The 18,706-nt window shown below is 55.3% G+C and carries 19 protein-coding genes and 2 riboswitches; of the genes, 3 read left to right on the top strand and 16 right to left on the bottom strand.

From position 1 onward, the window contains the following. Positions 1–22: 22 nt before the first annotated feature. Positions 23–210, bottom strand: a riboswitch (cobalamin riboswitch). 32 nt (positions 211–242) lie between these two features. The 7 genes from ABV300_RS05980 to ABV300_RS05950 form a co-directional block, all read right to left on the bottom strand. Beyond that, entirely contained in the window at positions 243–1,316 is a 1,074-nt protein-coding gene (locus tag ABV300_RS05980) for a histidinol-phosphate transaminase (RefSeq protein WP_353713987.1), read from the bottom strand. Beyond that, a complete protein-coding gene (gene cbiB, locus ABV300_RS05975) occupies positions 1,303–2,253 on the bottom strand; it encodes an adenosylcobinamide-phosphate synthase CbiB (protein ID WP_353713986.1) in 951 nt (316 codons plus the stop codon). The genes ABV300_RS05980 and cbiB overlap by 14 nt, the downstream gene beginning before the upstream one ends. Positions 2,254–2,262: 9 nt before the next feature. Further along, entirely contained in the window at positions 2,263–3,009 is a 747-nt protein-coding gene (locus ABV300_RS05970; protein WP_353713985.1) for an adenosylcobinamide amidohydrolase, read from the bottom strand. A gap of 11 nt (positions 3,010–3,020) precedes the next feature. Next, positions 3,021–3,830 carry an ABC transporter ATP-binding protein gene (locus ABV300_RS05965; RefSeq protein ID WP_353713984.1) on the bottom strand — a complete coding sequence of 270 codons (810 nt, stop codon included), beginning with the start codon at positions 3,828–3,830 and terminating at the stop codon, positions 3,021–3,023. Between the two features lies 1 nt (position 3,831). Further along, on the bottom strand, positions 3,832–4,965 hold the full coding sequence (locus ABV300_RS05960; protein WP_353713983.1) for an iron chelate uptake ABC transporter family permease subunit: 1,134 nt from the start codon (positions 4,963–4,965) through the stop codon (positions 3,832–3,834). Positions 4,966–4,975: 10 nt separating this feature from the next. Continuing rightward, positions 4,976–6,001 carry a cobalamin-binding protein gene (locus tag ABV300_RS05955; RefSeq protein WP_353713982.1) on the bottom strand — a complete coding sequence of 342 codons (1,026 nt, stop codon included), beginning with the start codon at positions 5,999–6,001 and terminating at the stop codon, positions 4,976–4,978. A gap of 90 nt (positions 6,002–6,091) precedes the next feature. Beyond that, a riboswitch (cobalamin riboswitch) is annotated at positions 6,092–6,233 on the bottom strand. 178 nt (positions 6,234–6,411) lie between these two features. Continuing rightward, positions 6,412–7,113, bottom strand: a complete 702-nt coding sequence (locus tag ABV300_RS05950) for a radical SAM protein (RefSeq protein ID WP_353713981.1) — start codon at positions 7,111–7,113, stop codon at positions 6,412–6,414. 204 nt (positions 7,114–7,317) lie between these two features. Here ABV300_RS05950 and ABV300_RS05945 point away from each other — a divergent pair, with 204 nt between their 5' ends. From ABV300_RS05945 to ABV300_RS05935, 3 genes are all read left to right on the top strand, one after another. Then, a complete protein-coding gene (locus tag ABV300_RS05945; RefSeq protein WP_353713980.1) occupies positions 7,318–8,007 on the top strand; it encodes a cytochrome c biogenesis protein CcdA in 690 nt (229 codons plus the stop codon). An 8-nt stretch (positions 8,008–8,015) separates the two neighbouring features. Next, entirely contained in the window at positions 8,016–8,504 is a 489-nt protein-coding gene (locus tag ABV300_RS05940) for a TlpA disulfide reductase family protein (protein WP_353713979.1), read from the top strand. 83 nt (positions 8,505–8,587) lie between these two features. Continuing rightward, positions 8,588–8,899, top strand: coding sequence for a hypothetical protein (locus tag ABV300_RS05935; protein ID WP_353713978.1), 312 nt, complete (start codon positions 8,588–8,590; stop codon positions 8,897–8,899). An 88-nt stretch (positions 8,900–8,987) separates the two neighbouring features. On the opposite strand, the gene ABV300_RS05930 is transcribed toward ABV300_RS05935, so the two are convergent. From ABV300_RS05930 to ABV300_RS05890, 9 genes are all read right to left on the bottom strand, one after another. Continuing rightward, positions 8,988–9,485, bottom strand: a complete 498-nt coding sequence (locus tag ABV300_RS05930) for a hydrogenase maturation protease (protein ID WP_353713977.1) — start codon at positions 9,483–9,485, stop codon at positions 8,988–8,990. Positions 9,486–9,489: 4 nt separating this feature from the next. Next, positions 9,490–10,932: a Ni/Fe hydrogenase subunit alpha gene (locus ABV300_RS05925; protein ID WP_353713976.1), complete on the bottom strand. Its 1,443-nt coding sequence runs from the start codon at positions 10,930–10,932 to the stop codon at positions 9,490–9,492. Positions 10,933–10,955: 23 nt separating this feature from the next. Then, positions 10,956–11,873, bottom strand: coding sequence for a methyl viologen-reducing hydrogenase (locus tag ABV300_RS05920; RefSeq protein ID WP_353713975.1), 918 nt, complete (start codon positions 11,871–11,873; stop codon positions 10,956–10,958). 63 nt (positions 11,874–11,936) lie between these two features. Beyond that, positions 11,937–12,122 carry a hypothetical protein gene (locus ABV300_RS05915; RefSeq protein WP_353713974.1) on the bottom strand — a complete coding sequence of 62 codons (186 nt, stop codon included), beginning with the start codon at positions 12,120–12,122 and terminating at the stop codon, positions 11,937–11,939. An 8-nt stretch (positions 12,123–12,130) separates the two neighbouring features. Beyond that, entirely contained in the window at positions 12,131–12,568 is a 438-nt protein-coding gene (locus ABV300_RS05910) for a hydrogenase iron-sulfur subunit (protein WP_353713973.1), read from the bottom strand. 27 nt (positions 12,569–12,595) lie between these two features. Then, on the bottom strand, positions 12,596–15,625 hold the full coding sequence (locus ABV300_RS05905) for an FAD-dependent oxidoreductase (RefSeq protein ID WP_353713972.1): 3,030 nt from the start codon (positions 15,623–15,625) through the stop codon (positions 12,596–12,598). 2 nt (positions 15,626–15,627) lie between these two features. Continuing rightward, complete coding sequence (locus ABV300_RS05900; RefSeq protein WP_353713971.1) at positions 15,628–16,491, bottom strand: CoB--CoM heterodisulfide reductase iron-sulfur subunit B family protein; 864 nt, start codon at positions 16,489–16,491, stop codon at positions 15,628–15,630. Beyond that, positions 16,488–17,078: a 4Fe-4S dicluster domain-containing protein gene (locus tag ABV300_RS05895; protein WP_353713970.1), complete on the bottom strand. Its 591-nt coding sequence runs from the start codon at positions 17,076–17,078 to the stop codon at positions 16,488–16,490. Before ABV300_RS05895 ends, ABV300_RS05900 begins: the two co-directional genes overlap by 4 nt. A gap of 168 nt (positions 17,079–17,246) precedes the next feature. Continuing rightward, positions 17,247–18,665: a tRNA uridine(34) 5-carboxymethylaminomethyl modification radical SAM/GNAT enzyme Elp3 gene (locus ABV300_RS05890; protein WP_353713969.1), complete on the bottom strand. Its 1,419-nt coding sequence runs from the start codon at positions 18,663–18,665 to the stop codon at positions 17,247–17,249. Between the last annotated feature and the right edge of the window lie 41 nt (positions 18,666–18,706).

The raw sequence follows: 18,706 nt of genomic DNA, 5'->3' as shown, positions 1-18,706 counted from the left end.
TACCATCTCCCGAACCCTTCCTCGAGGGCGTTGTTTCTACGGCAGGTCTTCTGGCTTCTGGTTCAAGCCTATTCCCGGCGCCTTCCCATCCTGATTAGGAACAGTGGCTAAATGCCGGTTTCGTTACCAGTTACAGCGGCGGGACCGCGTCCGATTCTCTCGGACTTCCCAATTAAGCTCTATTCGAGCGCCGTAAGCCCATATTCAATTGTTAGTTATTGTAACGTTTTCGATGGATGATGTCAATCCCTGGATTTGATCGCATGAACTAAACGTCGGCATTCTGGCAAAGTTCGGGGAGCAATTCGTACATACTGAGGTAACCCAAAAGAGGTGCAGTCGCGTACAATAAGTCCTTTTATTAATAATTTTGATCTGAATATTTTCGCGTCATCAACACCCATAAGAAAGAAATTTGTCATTGTTGGTACGATGTGAAATCCCATAGCAGATAATTCGTTAATCAAGTAGTCCCGCCCTCGCTTCACCAAACGCTCGCTCCTATTCAAATATCTTTTGTCGCGTAATGCTTGAATTCCGGCGCGCTGGGCGATCGCATTTACATTCCAAGGCGGTTTAACCTTTTCTAAATTGGCAATAATCGACTCATCGGCGATAGCATACCCTAGACGTAAGCCGGCTAAAGCGTAATCTTTGGTCATGCTGCGTATGATTACCAGATTGCGGTGAGAATGCAAATCCATGGAGTCCCATGAGTTTTTGGTGAACGCTATATACGCCTCATCAAGAACTAAAAGACAAGAAGGGTTCACTTCCAATACATGTTCAATTTCTGAAAGCGAAAGATATTGTCCTGTTGGGTTGTTGGGATTACAAATAAATACGGCTTTTGTTTGAAGGTTTTGAATCAGCGCTGCAACGCGCCTGGCATCAAATCGAAAACAGAAGCGTTCTTCTGCCCATAAGTCGATAACTTGGGCACCAGCGATTCGGCAAGCGATTTCGTATTCGCCGAAAGTTGGCTTGCAAATCAGGACTCTGTCGCTCTGACTCAAATATGCTTGAGCGATAAGCCTGATCACCTCCATGCTGCCGCTGCCCACGATGACGTTTGATGGTTTGACGCCATTTTCCGCGGCTATGAGGCGGCGCAGGTCTGTTGAGTCAGAATCGGGGTAATGGTCAATGACCACGTCATCGATAGAAAAATCCAACCTAAAGGGGTACGGGTTTGAGTTGGAACTGAAATCGATGACCTCTTCTGGACGGATGCCCAGGCGCTCGAACTCAGCATAATTCGGCCCGCCGTGGTAGCAGGATTTGAGCGCGGCGACCTCAGGCCTAGGAGAGAGCAATATGCACCCCCCCGATGGCGAAGCAAATGATGAACCAAACCAGGGTGGCGGAGTTGATTAACCGAAGCGAGTCATCTATTACCCCTGGTGTCATAGGGCGGTCAATACGGCCTAACCGGTAGTGATCAATTTTCTCGAATTGTACGCCCAAGGCCCCGGCAGCCGCCGCCATCGGCCAGCCAGCGTTGGGGCTTTCGGTCTTCAAGTGGTCAATCTTGGCGACTCGCCAAGCCCGCCGGGCCTCCATCTTGGTCAGCCAGGCACCGGCGATGATGGCTAACGCCGAAAGCCGTGCTGGAATATAGTTCAGGACGTCGTCCAGCCGCGCCGGGAATTTGCCGAAATATTCGTATTTGCCATGATAGCCGATCATGCTGTCGAAGGTGGAAACAACCCGGAAGCCGAAGGCCGCCGCTAGGCCGAGCGTTCCGAACAGGCTGCCCACCACGAAAAAAAACAGCGGCGACACCAGGCTGTCGCACAGGCTCTCCGAGACGGATTCGACGGTGGCCGAGACCAGATACGGCCGCGGCAATTTCGAAGTGTCGCGGGAGACCAGCGCCCGAAGCTCGAAGCGAGCCTTATCCAGCGTCTCGTCTTTTTCTATCAGCCGCTTGATATGAAGCGCCGTCTTACGGAGATAAACGAAACTGAAGGTCATCTTGAGTAGGACACCGCTGACGATAATATAAAGGGCGTAATTAATCTCTCTCAGCCAGTCGGTCAGAAACCAGGCGGCCATGGCCCCGCCAGCTGCCAGGAACAACGTTGCTACCGTGCCGTAAACAAACTGGTAGGTTTTACCGCCCCGGAAGCCGAATCTCTCAAAGAAATATATTGCCTTGCCGAACCATGCCGTTGGGTGGACAGCATTTGGCGGGTCACCGATGGCGAACTCGATGAGGAGGGCCACCAGCAAAATGAGTACAATGTCCAAAGCGGACTCCTAGCTGTACAGGGCCTTGCGGCGCTTGACGATGGCTTCTTTAGTGGCGGCGGTCACCGCCCGGGCTATCAGCGCGCCTATTTTAGTATGTCCGCTGACATATGTACACTTTACCGTCTTGCCTGAAACCGTAACAATTTGGTCGGTGCCGGTGCCGGTGGCTTGAAGGGCTGGGGTATAACTGCTGCGTATTCCCAGGTCTTCTAAAGCAACCACTTTAGCTTCTGTGATCGTGATGAAAGACGCGGCCATTGCCGCCTGAGTCAGTTCGGTACTGCAGAAAACGATAGTGTTTATAGTACCCACCGGGTTATGGTGACGGCCGCTGTCAACGCCAACTCTTAGGGCATTTCCTTCAACTCCAGCAGTAACAAATGCCAAAGCCCAGAGATCGCCATCTGTAGCTTCGCTCCAGGTCAAATGCTCCATGGTGACGCCTGTGGATAAAATTGTGGCGTTGTCCAATGACAAATTTTTGCCGCAGGAGTTGGCTTTCAAGACTTGGCGGAAATAACCCCTCCAATCAATTGATGGATCATGCAGCTTTGTCCAGAGCGGTTGTGGTATATGATAGTTAGCTACCACGGATACTTTACGGTAGCCCTGGAGCCCGGAAAGCGTTCTCGCGGGTTCGGGGAGGTGAAGAAGTAAAGCGTTGGATGACACTCCCCAGGCATGGTGATGAATTATCTCGGCAGAGATGCCGTGGAGGCAGCCTATGATTTCGTTCCGGTGTTCAGATGTCATTTATGTACTCTCTAAATCGCGCATTTATTGTTGTCCTTGAGATTACTGACCTTGGGCAAGACTGCCGGCAGGCCGGACAATGGATGAGTATGAACGTAGCTGCCCTGACCGTAGACCTGACAAATATTATCCGTGGTAATTACCTCTCGGGGGTTGCCGAAAGCGAAGAGAGTTCCTTTTTTGATAAGTACCAGTTTTTCGCAATAATGGGCTGCTAAATTCAGATCATGGATTGCGGCGATGACGGTAAGATTCCTTCGATGACATTCTTCTTTCAGCAGATCGAGCACTTCAATCTGACGCCCGATATCCAAATTAGCTGTAGGCTCGTCAAGGAGAATACATTCAGTTTCCTGGGCTAGCGCTCGTGCGATGACTACAGACTGGATTTCTCCGCCGGAGAGTTCAGAAATACGGCGGTCGGCAAACTGCTGTACACCGCAACGTTCCATTGCCTGCCACGCAATGGATAGGTCGCGGCTACTTTCATATTGGAACGTCCCCAGGTGAGGATTGCGGCCCATAAGTACGATTTCAAATGCGGTGAAGGCGCTGGGAAGTACTGGTGTCTGCGGCACAACGCTGATTAGTTTAGCCATTTCTCGCCGGTGCATTTTAGCGATATCGTGCCCATTCGCTTTGACCCATCCTTCTCTGGGGTTAAGAACACGGCACAATGCTTTGATTATGGTGGATTTGCCGGATCCATTCGGTCCAACAAGGCCGACCATTTCGCCGGGAACTGCCTGGAAGCTCATGTTATGGACTACTTCTTTAGTTCCATAAGCTAAAGTCAGGTTATGGGCTTCAAGAGTTTTCATCTTAAAAAAGTACCTGGGTCCGTTTTCGTAATAGATAGAGGAAAAATGGGGCGCCGCATAATGCGGTAATAATGCCTATTGGTATTTCAGATGGCGCTATGGTCCGGGAGATGATATCGGCAGTGATTAGAAATATAGCCCCCACAAGAGCCGAAAAAGGCAGTAGAAAACGGTAATCGGCTCCCCAAATTAGACGTACAGCATGAGGAATAATAATACCGACAAAGCCGATGATGCCGACAAAAGACACCGCCGCGGCGGTGATTAGAGTCGCCGCGGTTAGCAGGAGCAACTTTAGCTTCTCGACGTCCACCCCGAGTTGTTTTGCCTGGTCTTCACCAAGCTGGATTATGTTTAAAGAGCGTGCGAACAGGAAGATAAAAGCGCTGCCGGCGATAACTACTGGCAAAGCTATTTGAACTTCACTCCATTGGGATAGCGAAAAACTCCCCATCATCCAAAAGACAATTCCCTGGATTTTATCGCCGCTGATAGTGATGACATATGACACCAAAGCCATTAGAAGCGAACCGACAGCGACACCGGCTAAAATTAACGTCGTTACGGGAATGGCTGCACCGACGCGAGCAAGGGTATAGACGATCAATACCGTTATCAAAGCGCCCAAAGCGGCAAAAATGGGAACAATGCTGAACTCTAGACCTGGAAAAACCGTTGGTATTACAAAGCCCACCGCGGCGCCAAGAGCTGCTCCTTGAGCTACTCCAATCAGGTAGGGGTCGGCAAGGGGATTTCGGAAAAGTCCTTGATAGGTCGCTCCGGCTACCGATAAAGCTATACCGACAACCCCGGCGAGTATTACCCTTGGTAAACGGATCTGGCTGATGATGGTCGCCGTCGAATCGGACCAGGTCTGGTCAATATTAATGAACGGTAGTTTGTCGAGAAGAATACCGAATGTAGTACCAAGCGGTATTTTAACGCTGCCGATAGTAGTGGCGAACGCCGCGAGTAGTAATAACCCGCTCAACAAAATTCCCATACTGATTAGGCGGCTGCGCCATTTCACGGCTAATGTTGGCGAATTATGCTTTTCTTTTATGCCGGTCGCCTCGCTAGAAACCATCATACTCCCGGAGGGGTTGGATAGCCAGCTTCGAAGCTGGCCATCCAACCTATGTGATTCACTTGAAGAGTTCTGGATGGATCAATTTCGCCATGGCTTCCAAGCCATCGACGACACGCGGTCCCATGCGGTTCGTCCAGTCCTGGTTAACCTCATAAACCCGGCCATCTTTGCGGGCCGGGATATCTTTTAGCCTTGGCTCATTCTTGATGTACTGTAATGTTAGGTTCTCAGCTCCGCCCATACCAGTGGTGATTACCACTTGTGGATCGGCTGAGATAATCGATTCAAGCCCCATCGTCGGAAAACCATCTGCCATACCTTTTGAGACTGATGTTCCCCCTGCCAGTTGAATAAGTTCAAACATAAAGGTGTTTGGACCAACGGTCATCGGCGGGTCGTGCCAAATCAGCATCAGTGTGCGCACTCTTTGAGCATCTGGCAGGATTGCAGTCTTAGCTTTGACCGCGTTTATCCTATCGTTCATGGTTTTAACAACATCAGCCGCTTTGGCCTGAACATTCGTTACCCTGCCAACAAGGGTGATGGAATCGAGGACGTCCTGCAGACTTCTGGGATCGACAACGAAAACCGGAAGATTAAGGCTGATCAACTGTGGCACAACCTTGGCTGCATGAATATTAGCCGCCAGAATTAAGTCAGGCTTTAGAGCAACAATCTTCTCCACTTCTACAGTAGAGTAACCGCCGACTTTGGCGATACTCTTAGCTGCTTCGGGATAATCGCAGTATGTGGTGTTACCTACTAGTTTATCACCGAGTCCAAGCGCATAGACAATCTCTGTATTTGAAGGGGCTAGTGAAACGATGCGCTGCGGGGCGCTCGTGAAAGTCATCTCGCGTCCGACTGTCACTCCTTTTGAATCGCGAGTTCCATCTTTTATGGTCAGAGGGTATGTAACTGCTGGTTCTTGGGTCGCAGGCGTAGTTGAAGGTGTTGTTGCACTGCCGGGTTCTGCGCACCCCGGTAAAATACTTAGAGCAAGGATAATGGAGATTAGGAGGAAACCTGTGCTGATTCTTATTTCGTTAAGTCGTTTAGAAAATATCTTACCCATGAACATTAATTACCTCAAATATTTCAAGAATCATCTATACTCACTGCCGACAAGTTTGCTTATTTTGCGTCAAACATTTCCTGCCTCCTTCATCCGCGGAGAACCTTTGCCCAGAGCCGGGGTTCTGACTCCTCCGAGTACATCGAAGTTACAGCAGGCGGTACTGTGCCGGACTTTCACCGGACTTGCACCCGTTAGTTCGAAACGTTTTCGGACTACCCTGGTTCACATGATTGGGTCATTCATACTGGACGGTTCACAATCAATCTGCCTTAACTACAATACTGTATACTTGATTACAATGATACGCTGGTTATGATCCCCTGTCAAGGAAGTCGAAGAAAAATAACGCTCTAAATAAGCGTGAGGCACGATTTATCGTGCCTCACGCTTGACTTATTTCAGGGTAACTGTACCTAAAAAATACGCACCGCTTTATCGCCGATCCGCTTCATATCCAATGTGAGGATTGTCACCTGCTTCATATGCTTTTTAGCCAATTCAGCCGCATATTCCACCTCGGTATTCGAAGCAGCCCGCCACGGGCATTCCGGAACAGGAAAATATGCATCGATTCGGAAGGGGATATTTGGATCAATAGAGGCGACAAATTCAGCAACTTTTTCAATTTCTCCAGCTTCTATAAGTTCTGGTATCAGAACTACTTCTGCGTGCAGGTTCTTGCCCATTCGGGCGATTTCGGCGAAGTTCTTCAACGCTGACTTATTGTTTCGCCCGGTATATTTTCGATAAATTTCTTCGGAGAAAGCCTTGATACTAAAGATCACTTGATCGATATCGGTTAAGTCGGGCATCACGATCCCGTTAGTGAGCAGGATGTTATAAGAACGCCACTTCTCATGAAGCTCTTTTGTCAGCCTGGGTAATTCAGGATCCAGCGCCGCTTCTGTACCCATGAATACCGCATACTTGATCTTAAGAGGTGTGAGAAGATTAATCACCTCGTCATATGTGAGGAATTTATCTGGAGGCGTCTGGCGCTCCCGGTTCATAATCTCTGTGGTCGCGTCATCGTAAAGACTGAAATCATAGAGTTCCCAGTTCGTATAACACGCCCGGCAATCCAGCGTACACTTGGTCCAGATGTGGATATCCACCGATTCATACGATGGCTCATATGCTATGTGATAAACCTTCAAATCTTTAAATCCTCCCAACACAAGGACACTATTGAGCAGTTATGGAAGTATACACGAACAAACATCACCTGTCATCCTGGATAAGTGAAAGCATGACAAACCAACCGGCAAACTACGACGCCGGAGGATGAAGTTTTCACTGTGTTATAATTAGAGTCCTTGATGGAGAACGTAGATATTTTGACTGCCTTTGGCGGCGGCATACTTTCGTTCCTATCCCCGTGTGTTCTTCCGATGGTGCCGGTTTACCTGGCTGCGTTGGCCGGAGCTGACTTCCTGGATCCTGAGAAGGTTCATTCATTAAAAAGATCAAGGTTCTTTCTTCACTCGCTGAGCTTCGTCCTTGGATTTACTGTTGTTTTCGCCGGGCTAGGCGCACTTGCTGGTTTAACTGGAACATTCATCAGCCCAGACTCGGCGGCGGTGCGGTGGGGCACGGGATCGCTGCTGTTGCTTCTGGGTGCCTACATGCTGGCGGCAACCCGTTTCCCCCAGCTCAACTTCGAAAAGCGCCTGCACATATCGGCCGGGACCGGAAACTATGCCCGATCTTTCCTAACCGGCGCCATCTTCACCTTCGCCTGGACACCCTGCGTCAGCCCCATCCTGGGTAGCATCCTGACGCTGTCGCTGGCCAGCGAGACGGTTTGGCAGGGCAGCGGGCTGCTCCTGGTTTATTCCCTAGGGTTGGGCATACCGTTCCTAGCTATTGGGCTGGCCATCGGCTCCGCGTTACCGCTGCTGAGGCGCATAACCCGCTTCACCATCTGGTTCTACATCATTGGCGGTATCGCCATGGTTGGGGTGGGAGTGCTGATACTCACCGGTAATTTGAACCTGTTGTCGATATGAGGATACTAGTGATTCAACGAGCATTTGCCCGATGTATCGCCGCCATGCTGTCCGTCGCCATGGTGCTGGCCGTGGCCGGCTGCTCACCGAAGGCCGAAGCCCCAGGCTTCACCCTGGGCAACCTGTCCGGCCAGGGAGTGTCCCTGGAGGATTTCTCCGGCCAGCCGGTGGTCATCAACTTTTGGCAGTTGAGCTGCCCGCCGTGCATCGAGGAACTGCCCTACTTTCAGGCCGTGCATGCCGCGGGCAACACCGGCGCCGTTATACTGACCATCGCCATACGCGATTCGGCGGCGGCGCTTGAATCATTCATGGCGTCGAACAACTACACCTTTGCCGTGCTCCGCGACGCCAACGCCGCGGTGGCCGCCAGGTACGGCATCCGCTTCACGCCGACGACTTTTTTCATCGACAGCCGCGGCCGGGTAGCCGAGATCAAGACCGGGGCTTTCACCAGCGCAGCCGAATTGGCGCAAGCTATCGGGAAAATCGATTGAAGGATATTGTATAATACTAGGGCGCGGAAAAGTCGCGCATTCAATAGTTTCGCCTTCAGGGCGGGCACTCAAAAGGAAAAGAAATGACCGACGATATTCTCAGGGAAGCCAGTAACATAGCCCAGTGCCGCGAGTGCATGTGGTACAAGTCCTGCACCGTGCCGATGCGCTTCACCGCCGACGACATCCGGCGGCAGATCGAGGCGCAGCAGGGGGTGACCTTCACTGCACAAGACGACAGCAATATGCAGAACCTTATCGGCAGCATGGCCCAGGCGGTGCAGAACTCAATGGTGGAGGCCTGCCCGGTCTTCATCCAGCGCTTGCGCTCCAGCCCCAAGCTGGCCGAGCGCATCAAGCGCATCATGCAGAACTGGTCCGACGAGAACGCCTAGCGCCGCGGGCCGCGAGTCATGAGTCTTGAGTTGCGAGTGACGCTTCGGGCAGTTCGCTAGCGTTCGGGCTCTCGGGATTCAGGTTGTGTCATTCAGGCCTGAAACAAGTCTCTTCGATGTAGTCCGCCGTCTCGGCGACGGCCTTCCGCATCGGCTCCGACAGCCCGGCGGTGACGATCTCCGGGATCGGCTTCGGCTGGGCCGCGATGATGGTCACCGCCACCCCGGCGTTGTCACGCAGTTCCTGGAGAAGGTTGAGCGACGGCGCCAGGTGCAACGAGAAATCGTGGCTCTTGATCTTGGGCACCTCATCGACCTTCACCCTGAAGACCTCGCCCGGCTGCCGGCCGCAGTCCAGGGCGTCGACGATGACCACCTCTTTGGGCCGTTCCGGGCTCAGGATCAGGTCGAATAAGATTTCCCGCACGCCGGTGCCGACATCCAGCACCGCCGCAAAAGACGGGACCCGGTCGCGGCGGGTGAGTTCCTCCGCCACGGCCGGGCCGTATCCGTCGTCACCGAAGAGCGGATTGCCTACCCCCAGCACTAAGAGATCTTTGCGGTAGTAATCCGGCAGGTATTCCATTTTTTTACTGGTTGGACAGCGTCTCGATAAGCTCACCGTCAGCGCTGACGATGTCTACCTTGCAGGCCAGCTGGCCGTTGAGGTCATGGCTGGCGCAGGACAGACAGGGGTCATAGGCGCGGATTGTCATCTCCACCGTGTTCAGAATGGCCTCGTCGTATTTGCCGTCCTTGATGAGGAGTTTGGCCGCCTGCTTGACCGACATGTTGATGGGGGCGTTGTTCTGGCAGGTGGCTACGATCAGGTTGGCGGCGGTCACCAGGCCCTTTTCGTCGGTGGTGTAGTCGTGGATCAGGGTGCCGCGCGGCGCCTCGGTGCAGCCGACGCCCCGGGCCGCCCGCGGCGTCACGGCGACGCGGGTGTTGGTGGAGGTGATCTCCGGGTCGTTCAGCAGTTCCAGGGCTTTTTCGGCGTTGTAGAGAAGTTCGATCAGGCGCGCCCAGTGGAAGAGGAGAGTTGCCTGGACGGGACGGCCGAAGGTAGCGCGGAACTCTTCCAGTTCGGCCTGAGCCAACGGCGTGGAGATTCTATCAGCAACGTTGAGGCGGGCCAGGGTATTGACGCGGTAGATGCCGGAAGGATTGTCCGGGTCCATGGAGAAGCCGCCCCACTTCTTGTTGTAGGGGAATTTGACGAAAGACCACGGCTCTACGTGCTCCGAGATGTAGTCCAGGTAGTCCTTGGCCTCGAAGTCCTCATACTTGCCGTCCGGGTCCATCATCCTGAGCTTGCCGTCGTAGAGGTCCATGGTGCCGTCGGCCTTGACCGTGCCCAGGAAGCCGGTCTTGATGACGCCGACGGTTTTGACGACGTCGAGGTAAGCCGGGAAGATATTCTTCTTGGCGTATTCCATGGAGAACTTGGCCAATTCCAGAGCCTGCTGGGCCATGGGTATAAGTTCCTTGCGCTCCGCCTCGGTCAGCGGCTTGGAGAAACCGCCGGGTACCGCGGCCACCGGGTGGATGGACTTGCCGGCGATCATCTCCAGCATGTGGGCGCACATGTGGCGCACCTTGACCACGTTGCGGGCGACATCCGGGAGCTTCTGGGCGATGCCGAAGACGTTGCGGATCTCGTACGCTGCGCCGGGGCCCATGACGAAGTCGCCGCCACCCAGGAAATAGAAGTGCAGGATATGTTCTTCCATGTAGGCTACACTGTTGCACAACTCGCGTAGCTTGCGACCGGCAGGTGGTGGAGTGACGCCGAAGACAGCGTCACAGGCTTTAGCGGCCGCAAGGTGGTGGGACCATGGGCAGACGCCGCAGATACGGGTGGTAATACGCGGCATTTCTTCTACTGGTCGACCAATGCAGAAGCGCTCGAATCCGCGGAGTTCGAGAACGCTTACACGGGAATCAGCGACGTTCCCGGCGTCATCAAGTTGAATGGTGATCTTAGCCCCGCCTTCGATACGGGACACGGGCTGTATGACAATTTCTTTCATCTTTCTCTCTCCTTATCCCTGTGCTAGCGGGCCGGCATGGGGCGCAGGCGCCCGGCACCGATGAAGCGGTTGAAAGTGGCCATGCGGTCTTCGATCTGCTTGGGGTCCAGACCGACCGACGAAAGCGCGCCCATCATGTCTACCATAGGATTGGCGCCGGCCCTGATGGGGCCGTAGCAGCCTCGGCAGGGCATGTAAGCCTTGATGCAGCGAGGCGTCTTCTCTGAACCGCCGCAGCCGGTGCGGGTGGCCGGGCCCAGGCAAAGGATGCCCTGCTCGTTCATGCAACGCATGTTGTCGTAGCGGCCGGGCGTGAACTCGGCGGGCTGCAGCGGGCGGCGGATGGCCACTTTGGCTTTTTTCTCGCGAACAGTGGGGCAATCATCGCAGACGCTTTTCTCAGGCAGGGAGAAACTCTTCCCCTGGAGGAGTGATGTCAGGGCACCGGCGATCCATTCCGGAGTAGGCGGGCACCCTGGGATGGAGACATCCACCTTGATAATCTCGTTGACCGAATATACGCGGTCGGTCAGGGCCGGCAGGCCCTGAGACGGGTTGTCGCCTGCTTCGGTGCTGGTCGTCTTGCGGTAGGCCATATCGAAGATTTCGGCGTTGTTGTACATATTGCCCAGTGCCGGAACACCGCCGAAGTTGGCGCAGGAGCCCAGGGAGATGATTATTTTGCACTTGCGGCGCATCTCTTCAGCCAGTTCCTTGTTCTCCTGGTTGCGGATGCTGCCGGTGACGATGCCGACATCAGCCTCGGGGATTTCCATGTGTTTCTTTTCACCGGTCTGGCCGAAGAGTTTGTGGTCCATCAGCACCGGCATATGGACGAATTCCAGGCTGGGCAAGAGGTCCAGAAGCGGCTCGCCAATGTCCAGGATGGACACCTCGCAGCCGCCGCAGACGGCAAACCATTCTTCCGCTACACGTACCATGCCATTTCCTCCTTTTATTTTCGGGTTGCTGCTATAGCCGGTAAACGGGTGCCGGCGGAGTGATTATCCCGCGGTGCTGGCGACGACGCGGCGGGTGAACAGGTAGTGGCCATCGTCCTCGGACGCCGATCGCACCTCGAAGCCGAGCGAGCGGTAATGCTGCTCCTGCTCCAGGCTATCGGCTTCAGTGTCGTACTTCTTCCCATCCCACATGAATTTCTTGCCGTCGAAGAGGCGGGCGAGTTCCATCGTTCTCCTTACATCTTATACGGGCTGGGGCCTAGAGTCTTGAGTTCATTGACCATGTCGGTCACCACTTTAGCGAAACGGGCGCCCTCCGAAGCCGAGACCCACTCTAACCGGTAGCGCTCTTCCTCCAGCCCGAAGTCCTGGAGCATCAGCTTGATAGCCTCGGCCCGGGACTCCGCTCGGAGGTTGCCTTCCCGGTAGTGGCAGTCTCCGGGGTGGCAGCCGCACATCAGTACGCCGTCGGCGCCTTTGGTCAGAGCGTCGATAACCAGATTGGGGTGGACCATGCCGGAGCACATCACCCGGATAATGCGTACGTTGGGTGGGTACTGGATACGCGACACCCCGGCCAGGTCGGCGGCGGCGTAGGAGCACCAGTTGCAGGCAAAGCAGATTATCAGCGGCTGGTAGCCGGCTTCAGCGGTGTTTTCGATAGCCTCGGTCATTGTCATCGTCTCTAATCCCGTTGTTCGTTATACCGGGGACAGCACCGCCGCCACCATGTCGGACAGTTCGTCCAGGTTGAAATTCTTGACCATGATGCCCTTCTTGGGGCAGGTGGCCATGCAGACGCCGCAGCCCTGGCACTTGGCCGGGTCCGTCTCGGCGGTCTTCTTGACGGCGTCGCCGGACATGTACTCCACCAGGGTGATGGCCTTGAAGGGACAAGGATCGACGCAGTAGGCGCAGCCGTCGCAATTTTCGTCCTTCACCTCCGAGACGCAGGCCTCGAGCTTGATCTCTTCCTTAGACAGGATGGCGGCGGCTTTGGCGGCGGCGGCGCCCGCCTGGGCGATGGACTCGTCGGCCAGTTTCGGGCCATGGGCCAGGCCGGCCAGGAAGACGCCTTCCACCGGAGAATCCACCGGCCGCAGCTTGATATGAGCCTCCATCAAGAAGCCGTCTTCGGACTGGGGCAGCTTCAGCATCCGGGCCAGTTCCTGGTCCCCGTCCGGCACGACGCCGGTCGAAAGCACCAGGAGGTCGGTGGGGATGTTCAGACGGGCATGGAGGATCGGGTCGATGACCGAAACCACCAGGTCGGTGCCGTTCCGGCTGGCCGCCGGCGGCTGGTCCTGTTCATAGCGGATGAAGCGCACCCCCAGTTTGCGGGCGCGGGTGTATTCAGCTTCGTGGAGGCTGTAGGCGCGGATATCGCGGTACAGGATGAACACCTCGGTCTTCGGCTGGCGGGCCTTGAGCTTGATGGCGTTTTTGATTGCCTGGACGCAGCACAGGCGGCTGCAGTAAGGGTGCTTTTCGTCCCGGGAGCCGACGCACTGGATCATGACCACGGTGCGGGCGTCGATCCTCTCAAGAGAGATACGTTCCTCCAGGTCGAGCTGGGTGATCACCTTTGGGCTCTGGCCGTAGAGGTATTCCACCGGCTTGTATTCAGCGGCGCCGGTGGCGACGATGACGGCGCCGGCCTTGACCTGCCGAGTCTCGCCGTCGGTCTCGAAATCTACGATAAAATTGCCGGCGGCGCCGTCGAAAGCGGTGACCTTCGATTCGAGGTGAAGCTCGATGTTGGGATGGATCTTAATCCGCTCGACGAGTTCTTTAAGTTTGGCTTGAGGTTCTTCGCCGGGTTCGCCGAATTTTACCCGCCGCAGGTTGCCGCCGAGTTCGCGGCTCTTCTCCAGCAGGTAGGTCTTGTAGCCGGCGTCGGCCAGCCCCAGGGCAGCCGTCATGCCGGCAAGTCCGCCGCCGATGACGAGCCCGTCATGGCTGACCGCGACGTGGCCGGGGTGCAGCGGCCGGAGGTGGGACACCTTGACCGCCGCCAGACGGATAATGTCCCTGGCCTTGGCGGTGGCCTCGGCCGGCTGGTGCATGTGCACCCAGGAGCACTGGTTGCGGATGTTGGCGATCTCTAAGAGATATGGGTTGAGGCCGGCCTCGCGAAGCGTGTCCTGGAAAAGGCCTTCGTGGGTACGCGGCGTGCAGGCGGCGATGATTACCCGGTTCAAATCGTGCTCGATGATGGCTTCTTTAATCTTTTCCCCGGCGTCGGTGGCGCAGGCGAAGAGGGTATCGGTGACGTAGGCGACGTTAGGCAGCGTTTTGGCGTATTCGACGACCTCAGGAATGCTGACCACCGAGGCAATGTTCTTGCCGCAGTGGCAGACAAAGACGCCGGTGCGCGGCTCGGCGCCGTCGACAGACCTTTCACCGGGATAGGTCCGCTCCTGGAGCAGTTCGCCGCGTTTCTCCGAAAGCAGCGCCAGCACTCGGGACGCCGCGGCGCCGGCCTGGATGACCGTCTCCGGTATGTCCTTTGGCCCGGTGAAGGCGCCCACGGCGTAGATGCCCTCGATGTTGGTGGCCACCGGGTCCAATCCTTCGGTGACGCAGAAGCCGTCGCCGTTCAGCCTGACGCCAAAGGTATCGGACACCAATTGGCCGGCTTTCGACGGTCTAAGGCCGCAGGACAGCATCACCATCTCGAAGTTTTCTTCTTGCAGGCGGCCCTGCTCGTCCTGGTAACGGACGACAATATCTTTGCTCGATGGTATTTGTTTCAGGGACGATGGCTGGCAGCGGATATAACGCACCCCGGCCTTCTTGGCTCTTTCGTAGTAGGCCTCGAAACCTTTACCGTAGGCGCGGATATCGATATAGAAGACGGCAACATCTATCTCCGGGTGGTGTTCCTTGAGGATGAGGGCTTCCTTGGTGGCGTACATGCAGCAGACGGCGGAACAGAAATCAGCCGAGGTCTCCCGCGAGCCGACGCACTGGATGAAGGCGACTTTCTTGGGCAATTGGCCGCTGGATGGCCGTATCACCTTACCAGCGAACGGCCCAGAGGCCGAGAGCATGCGTTCGAATTGGAGGCTGGTCAGGACGTCCGGGTAGCGGCCAAAACCCAGTTGCGGCTTTTCCGCAGCATCGAACAGGTCGTAGCCCGGGGCCAGGACGACGGCGCCGACATTGATTTCGACTGTCTCATCCTGCTGGTCCAGCAGGATGGCGCCGGCTTCGCAGAACTTCTCGCAGGCCTTGCAACCCTTGCCCTTCTTGAAGTAGATGCAATTGCCTTTGTCGATGACCGGGACGTTGGGCACCGCCTGGGCGTAAGGGATGTAGATCGCTTTGCGTTTGGCCAGCCCGCGGTCGAACTCGCTGGTTGTTTTGGCCGGACATTTCTCGATGCAGACGTTGCAACCGGTGCATTTGGAGGTATCGACGCAGCGGGCTTTTTTAAGGACTTTGACCCGGAAATTACCGGCCTCACCTTCGCACCCAAGAACTTTGGAGTTGGTCAATAGTTCGATATTGAGATGGCGGTCAATGGACACTAACCGGGGCGACACGGTGCACATGGCGCAGTCGTTGGTGGGGAAGGTCTTGTCCAGCTGCACCATCTTACCGCCGATGGCCGGCGCTTCGTCCAACAGATAGACCTTGATGCCGGCCTCTGCCAGGTCCAGGGCTGTCTGCATGCCGCCGACGCCGCCGCCGACGACGAGGGCTGCCCCGATCTTAATCTTATCCACTATTAAGCTTTCACCAGCAGTTTTTCGCCTTCGACGAAATGCTTATTGAGCATGAGTTCCTTCTCCGGTACGCCCAAGGCTAAAGCGATGAGTTCGGTAAAATAGAATATCGGCAGATTGTAGGTCTTACCCTGGACCTTCAGGTCTTCCTGGCGAAGGTCCAGGTTCAACTGGCAGAAGGTGCAGGGCACGGAGACAGCCGCGGCACCGACAGCCCTGGCGTCATCGAGAATTCTGGAAGTCAACTTCAGTACCGCATCAGGCCGGGTGATGGACAGCGATCCGCCGCAGCATTCCACCTTGTGCGACCAGTCTAGCGTCTTGATGCCGACGGCGCCCAGTATCTTATCCATCGTCACAGGGTACTCCGGGTTGTCGCGGAATCCGGTCTCCTTGTGTGGACGCACCAGCAGGCAGCCGTAATAGGAAACGACCTTCATATGAGACAGATCACGTTTCACTAGGCTTCTGAGTTTCGCCAGGTTCTCGTCGGTGGAGAGCATCTCTAGCGGGTGGGTCACCGCAACAGGCTGTTCGAATTTGTGGCCGATGATGTTTTCGATCTCGTGTTTTAGACGCAGGTCACTTTTATCTTCGGCCTGGGCTACCTTGAACCGGTTGTAGCAGGCGGTGCAGGGCACCACCACTTCGTTCAGACCCATCTTCTGGATCTCGGCCAAATTCTTTAATGGCAGAGTGTCGGCCAACAGCACCGAAGCGTTGTGAGCCAGAGTTGAGCCGCAGCAGACCCAGTTCTTGGGTTCCTGGAGTTCAAGACCAAGAAGGCCAAAAACCCGGCGTACGGAATGAGAGTATTCTTTGCCGGTGGCCCGGAGCGAGCAACTGTTGTAATAGGCGTATTTCAAGACCGGGCTAACTCCTGTTCTTTCTTGGCTACCTTCTTGAACAGTTTTTTCATTTCTCGAGAGTTTTGGAAATGGGGCATGACGTCCAACTTGCCCTTCTTCAACATTCGGAGACCCATGCCGGCATCTCGGCCTATGTTGCCGGTCTTAAGACTGAGCAGGCCAGCGACCCCTGCCTCATACATCATGCCAAAATTCTTGATGATCGAAAGGCCTGCCTTATAGAACTCGGAGATTGCCGGTTCCCTGGGGGGCACGCCTTCCTTAATAGCCACGTTCGCCAATGCGTCCATGACCTTGAGTAAGCCGGTCTCCTGGGGGCAGCGGGCGGTGCAGGTGCCGCAGGCAACACACAGCCAGTAGGTGTTGGTATTGAGCACCAGGTCTTTTAGGCCGAGGCGGACGGCATGGATGACCTGGGTGGGTGTCATGTCCATGAATTCGGCCAGCGGGCAGCCGGAGGTACACTTACGGCACTGGTAGCACAGGTTGACGTCTACGCCGTGGAGGGCTTTGATTCCGGAGGCGAACTCACTGATGTGTCCCGGGACTAGTTCGTATTCAGCAACGGCCTGCATTTCAGTCATGAACGTTATGCCTTTGTATCTTTAGTCATAAGTCCGGGGCGGTTTATCGTAGCTTAGACCTAGTACCTTTGTCAATCGAAATGCAGCGCGAAGATGCATCTGCGCATGAAGCCGGCAATACTTGCCGTAAGTATCAGTACTATATCTTTAGTACGATACACTACGATACTAGCTCAAGTTAACCCTTTTGTCAATTGAAACACCGGTTACTAGCGGTTTAAGAAGCTTGACCATGTAGCCAGATTCGAGCCCGTACCCTTGGTCGCGGTAATAAGCGCGGGCGCCAACGCCGGACAATACGATGATAACCGGAGAGTTAAATTCGTCGCGGGCGATCCGTTCCGCCTCCCGTACCAGCTCCCGGCCGAATCCCCGGTGCTGGGCTGAGGCATAATCGCGTTTACCTATCTCGAGTTCTTGACCGTAGACATGCAACTCTCGGATCATAGCAGAGGTGCCAATGCCATCGAACAAGGCAGGCCCGCCCTGCTGAATCCTCAACCGCAGCAGGCCATAGAGGGTGCCGTTGTCGTCTTCAAAGGACAAGAATATCTCTCGGCCACCGGATGCCTCGTAATCCAGTCGACGCTGCGAAGGCAGCCCCGATTTCAACGAGCGGCGTTGACGATGGCCCAACTCCCGACAGCGGATGCAGAGGCATGAGGCGCCCTGTTCGGAGAGGCGCTGCTGCACCCCGTCCCGAAGCGAATTTTTCAGGCCGCCGGTGATGTATTCAGCCGGGATGTCCCGTAGTACGCGTGAGATGCGGACATATGGCGGCACCAGTCTTTTCATTTCGGCGATCAGGTCAGTCATCACCTCATCGGGGTACGGCGTGTAACGGCCGTCGAGGTGCCAGCGCTGGAGTTCGGTGTTGTCGACCACCATCGTCGGATAGATCTTCAGCCCGTCCGGTCGATAGGCCGGATTGTCGAAGAGTTCGCGCGTCAACGCGAGGTCGTTTCCCGGTGTCGATCCCGGCAGTCCCGGCATCCAGTGGTAGTGGACCTTGAGCCCGGACCGCCGCAGCCTGGCGGTGGCCGAGGCGACATCAGCGGCGGTGTGGCCTCTATTGACTATACGGTAAACATCGTCGTCGAGCGTTTGAACGCCCAGTTCCACCCTGGTAACGCCCCAGCCGACCATGCGGGCAATCTCTTCCTCACCGCAAATATCCGGCCGGGTCTCGATGCAGAGGCCTACGGCTCGGTGGGATGCCGTCTCATTTATTTGCTGGGCTTGTTCTAGCGTTTCGCTTATGGTGCTGTTGAGCGCGTCGAAACAGTCTTTGATAAAAGATTCCTGGTATCCGGCCGGAGTCGCCAGGAAAGTGCCGCCCATGACAATAAGCTCGATCTTATCCGTCGGATGTTCCATTTTAGATAGGATGTGGAGTCGGAGTTTGACCTGCTCAGCCGCGTCGTAACCGCAGGTGGCCGCCCGAATCACCGCCGGGGAATGAGGTGTATAGCTGCGGGGGGTATTTTTGAAGTCCGGGCAGTAAACGCATTGGCCGGGACAGGGCGCTGGTCTGCTCATGACGGCCACCGGTGTCACTCCGGAAATTGTTCGGGTCAGCTTTTTCATTTATACTCAATTATACCTTAAGCTAGTCAAACTTTGAAGTG

Origin of the sequence: Dehalogenimonas sp. 4OHTPN, assembly GCF_040448695.1 — a bacterium.
GTDB lineage: Bacteria > Chloroflexota > Dehalococcoidia > Dehalococcoidales > Dehalococcoidaceae > Dehalogenimonas.
This window is presented reverse-complemented; position numbering and strand designations above follow the sequence as displayed.

What these genes read in the sequence shown, in the direction of transcription:
- ABV300_RS05890 (WP_353713969.1), bottom strand. Translation starts at nt 18,665, where the DNA reads ATGAAAAAGCTGACCCGAACAATTTCCGGAGTGACACCGGTGGCCGTC.
- ABV300_RS05910 (WP_353713973.1), bottom strand. Translation starts at nt 12,568, where the DNA reads ATGACCGAGGCTATCGAAAACACCGCTGAAGCCGGCTACCAGCCGCTG.
- ABV300_RS05895 (WP_353713970.1), bottom strand. Translation starts at nt 17,078, where the DNA reads ATGACTGAAATGCAGGCCGTTGCTGAATACGAACTAGTCCCGGGACAC.
- ABV300_RS05920 (WP_353713975.1), bottom strand. Translation starts at nt 11,873, where the DNA reads ATGGTACGTGTAGCGGAAGAATGGTTTGCCGTCTGCGGCGGCTGCGAG.
- ABV300_RS05915 (WP_353713974.1), bottom strand. Translation starts at nt 12,122, where the DNA reads ATGGAACTCGCCCGCCTCTTCGACGGCAAGAAATTCATGTGGGATGGG.
- ABV300_RS05930 (WP_353713977.1), bottom strand. Translation starts at nt 9,485, where the DNA reads ATGGAATACCTGCCGGATTACTACCGCAAAGATCTCTTAGTGCTGGGG.
- ABV300_RS05945 (WP_353713980.1), top strand. Translation starts at nt 7,318, where the DNA reads ATGGAGAACGTAGATATTTTGACTGCCTTTGGCGGCGGCATACTTTCG.
- ABV300_RS05925 (WP_353713976.1), bottom strand. Translation starts at nt 10,932, where the DNA reads ATGAAAGAAATTGTCATACAGCCCGTGTCCCGTATCGAAGGCGGGGCT.
- ABV300_RS05935 (WP_353713978.1), top strand. Translation starts at nt 8,588, where the DNA reads ATGACCGACGATATTCTCAGGGAAGCCAGTAACATAGCCCAGTGCCGC.
- ABV300_RS05955 (WP_353713982.1), bottom strand. Translation starts at nt 6,001, where the DNA reads ATGTTCATGGGTAAGATATTTTCTAAACGACTTAACGAAATAAGAATC.
- ABV300_RS05965 (WP_353713984.1), bottom strand. Translation starts at nt 3,830, where the DNA reads ATGAAAACTCTTGAAGCCCATAACCTGACTTTAGCTTATGGAACTAAA.
- ABV300_RS05970 (WP_353713985.1), bottom strand. Translation starts at nt 3,009, where the DNA reads ATGACATCTGAACACCGGAACGAAATCATAGGCTGCCTCCACGGCATC.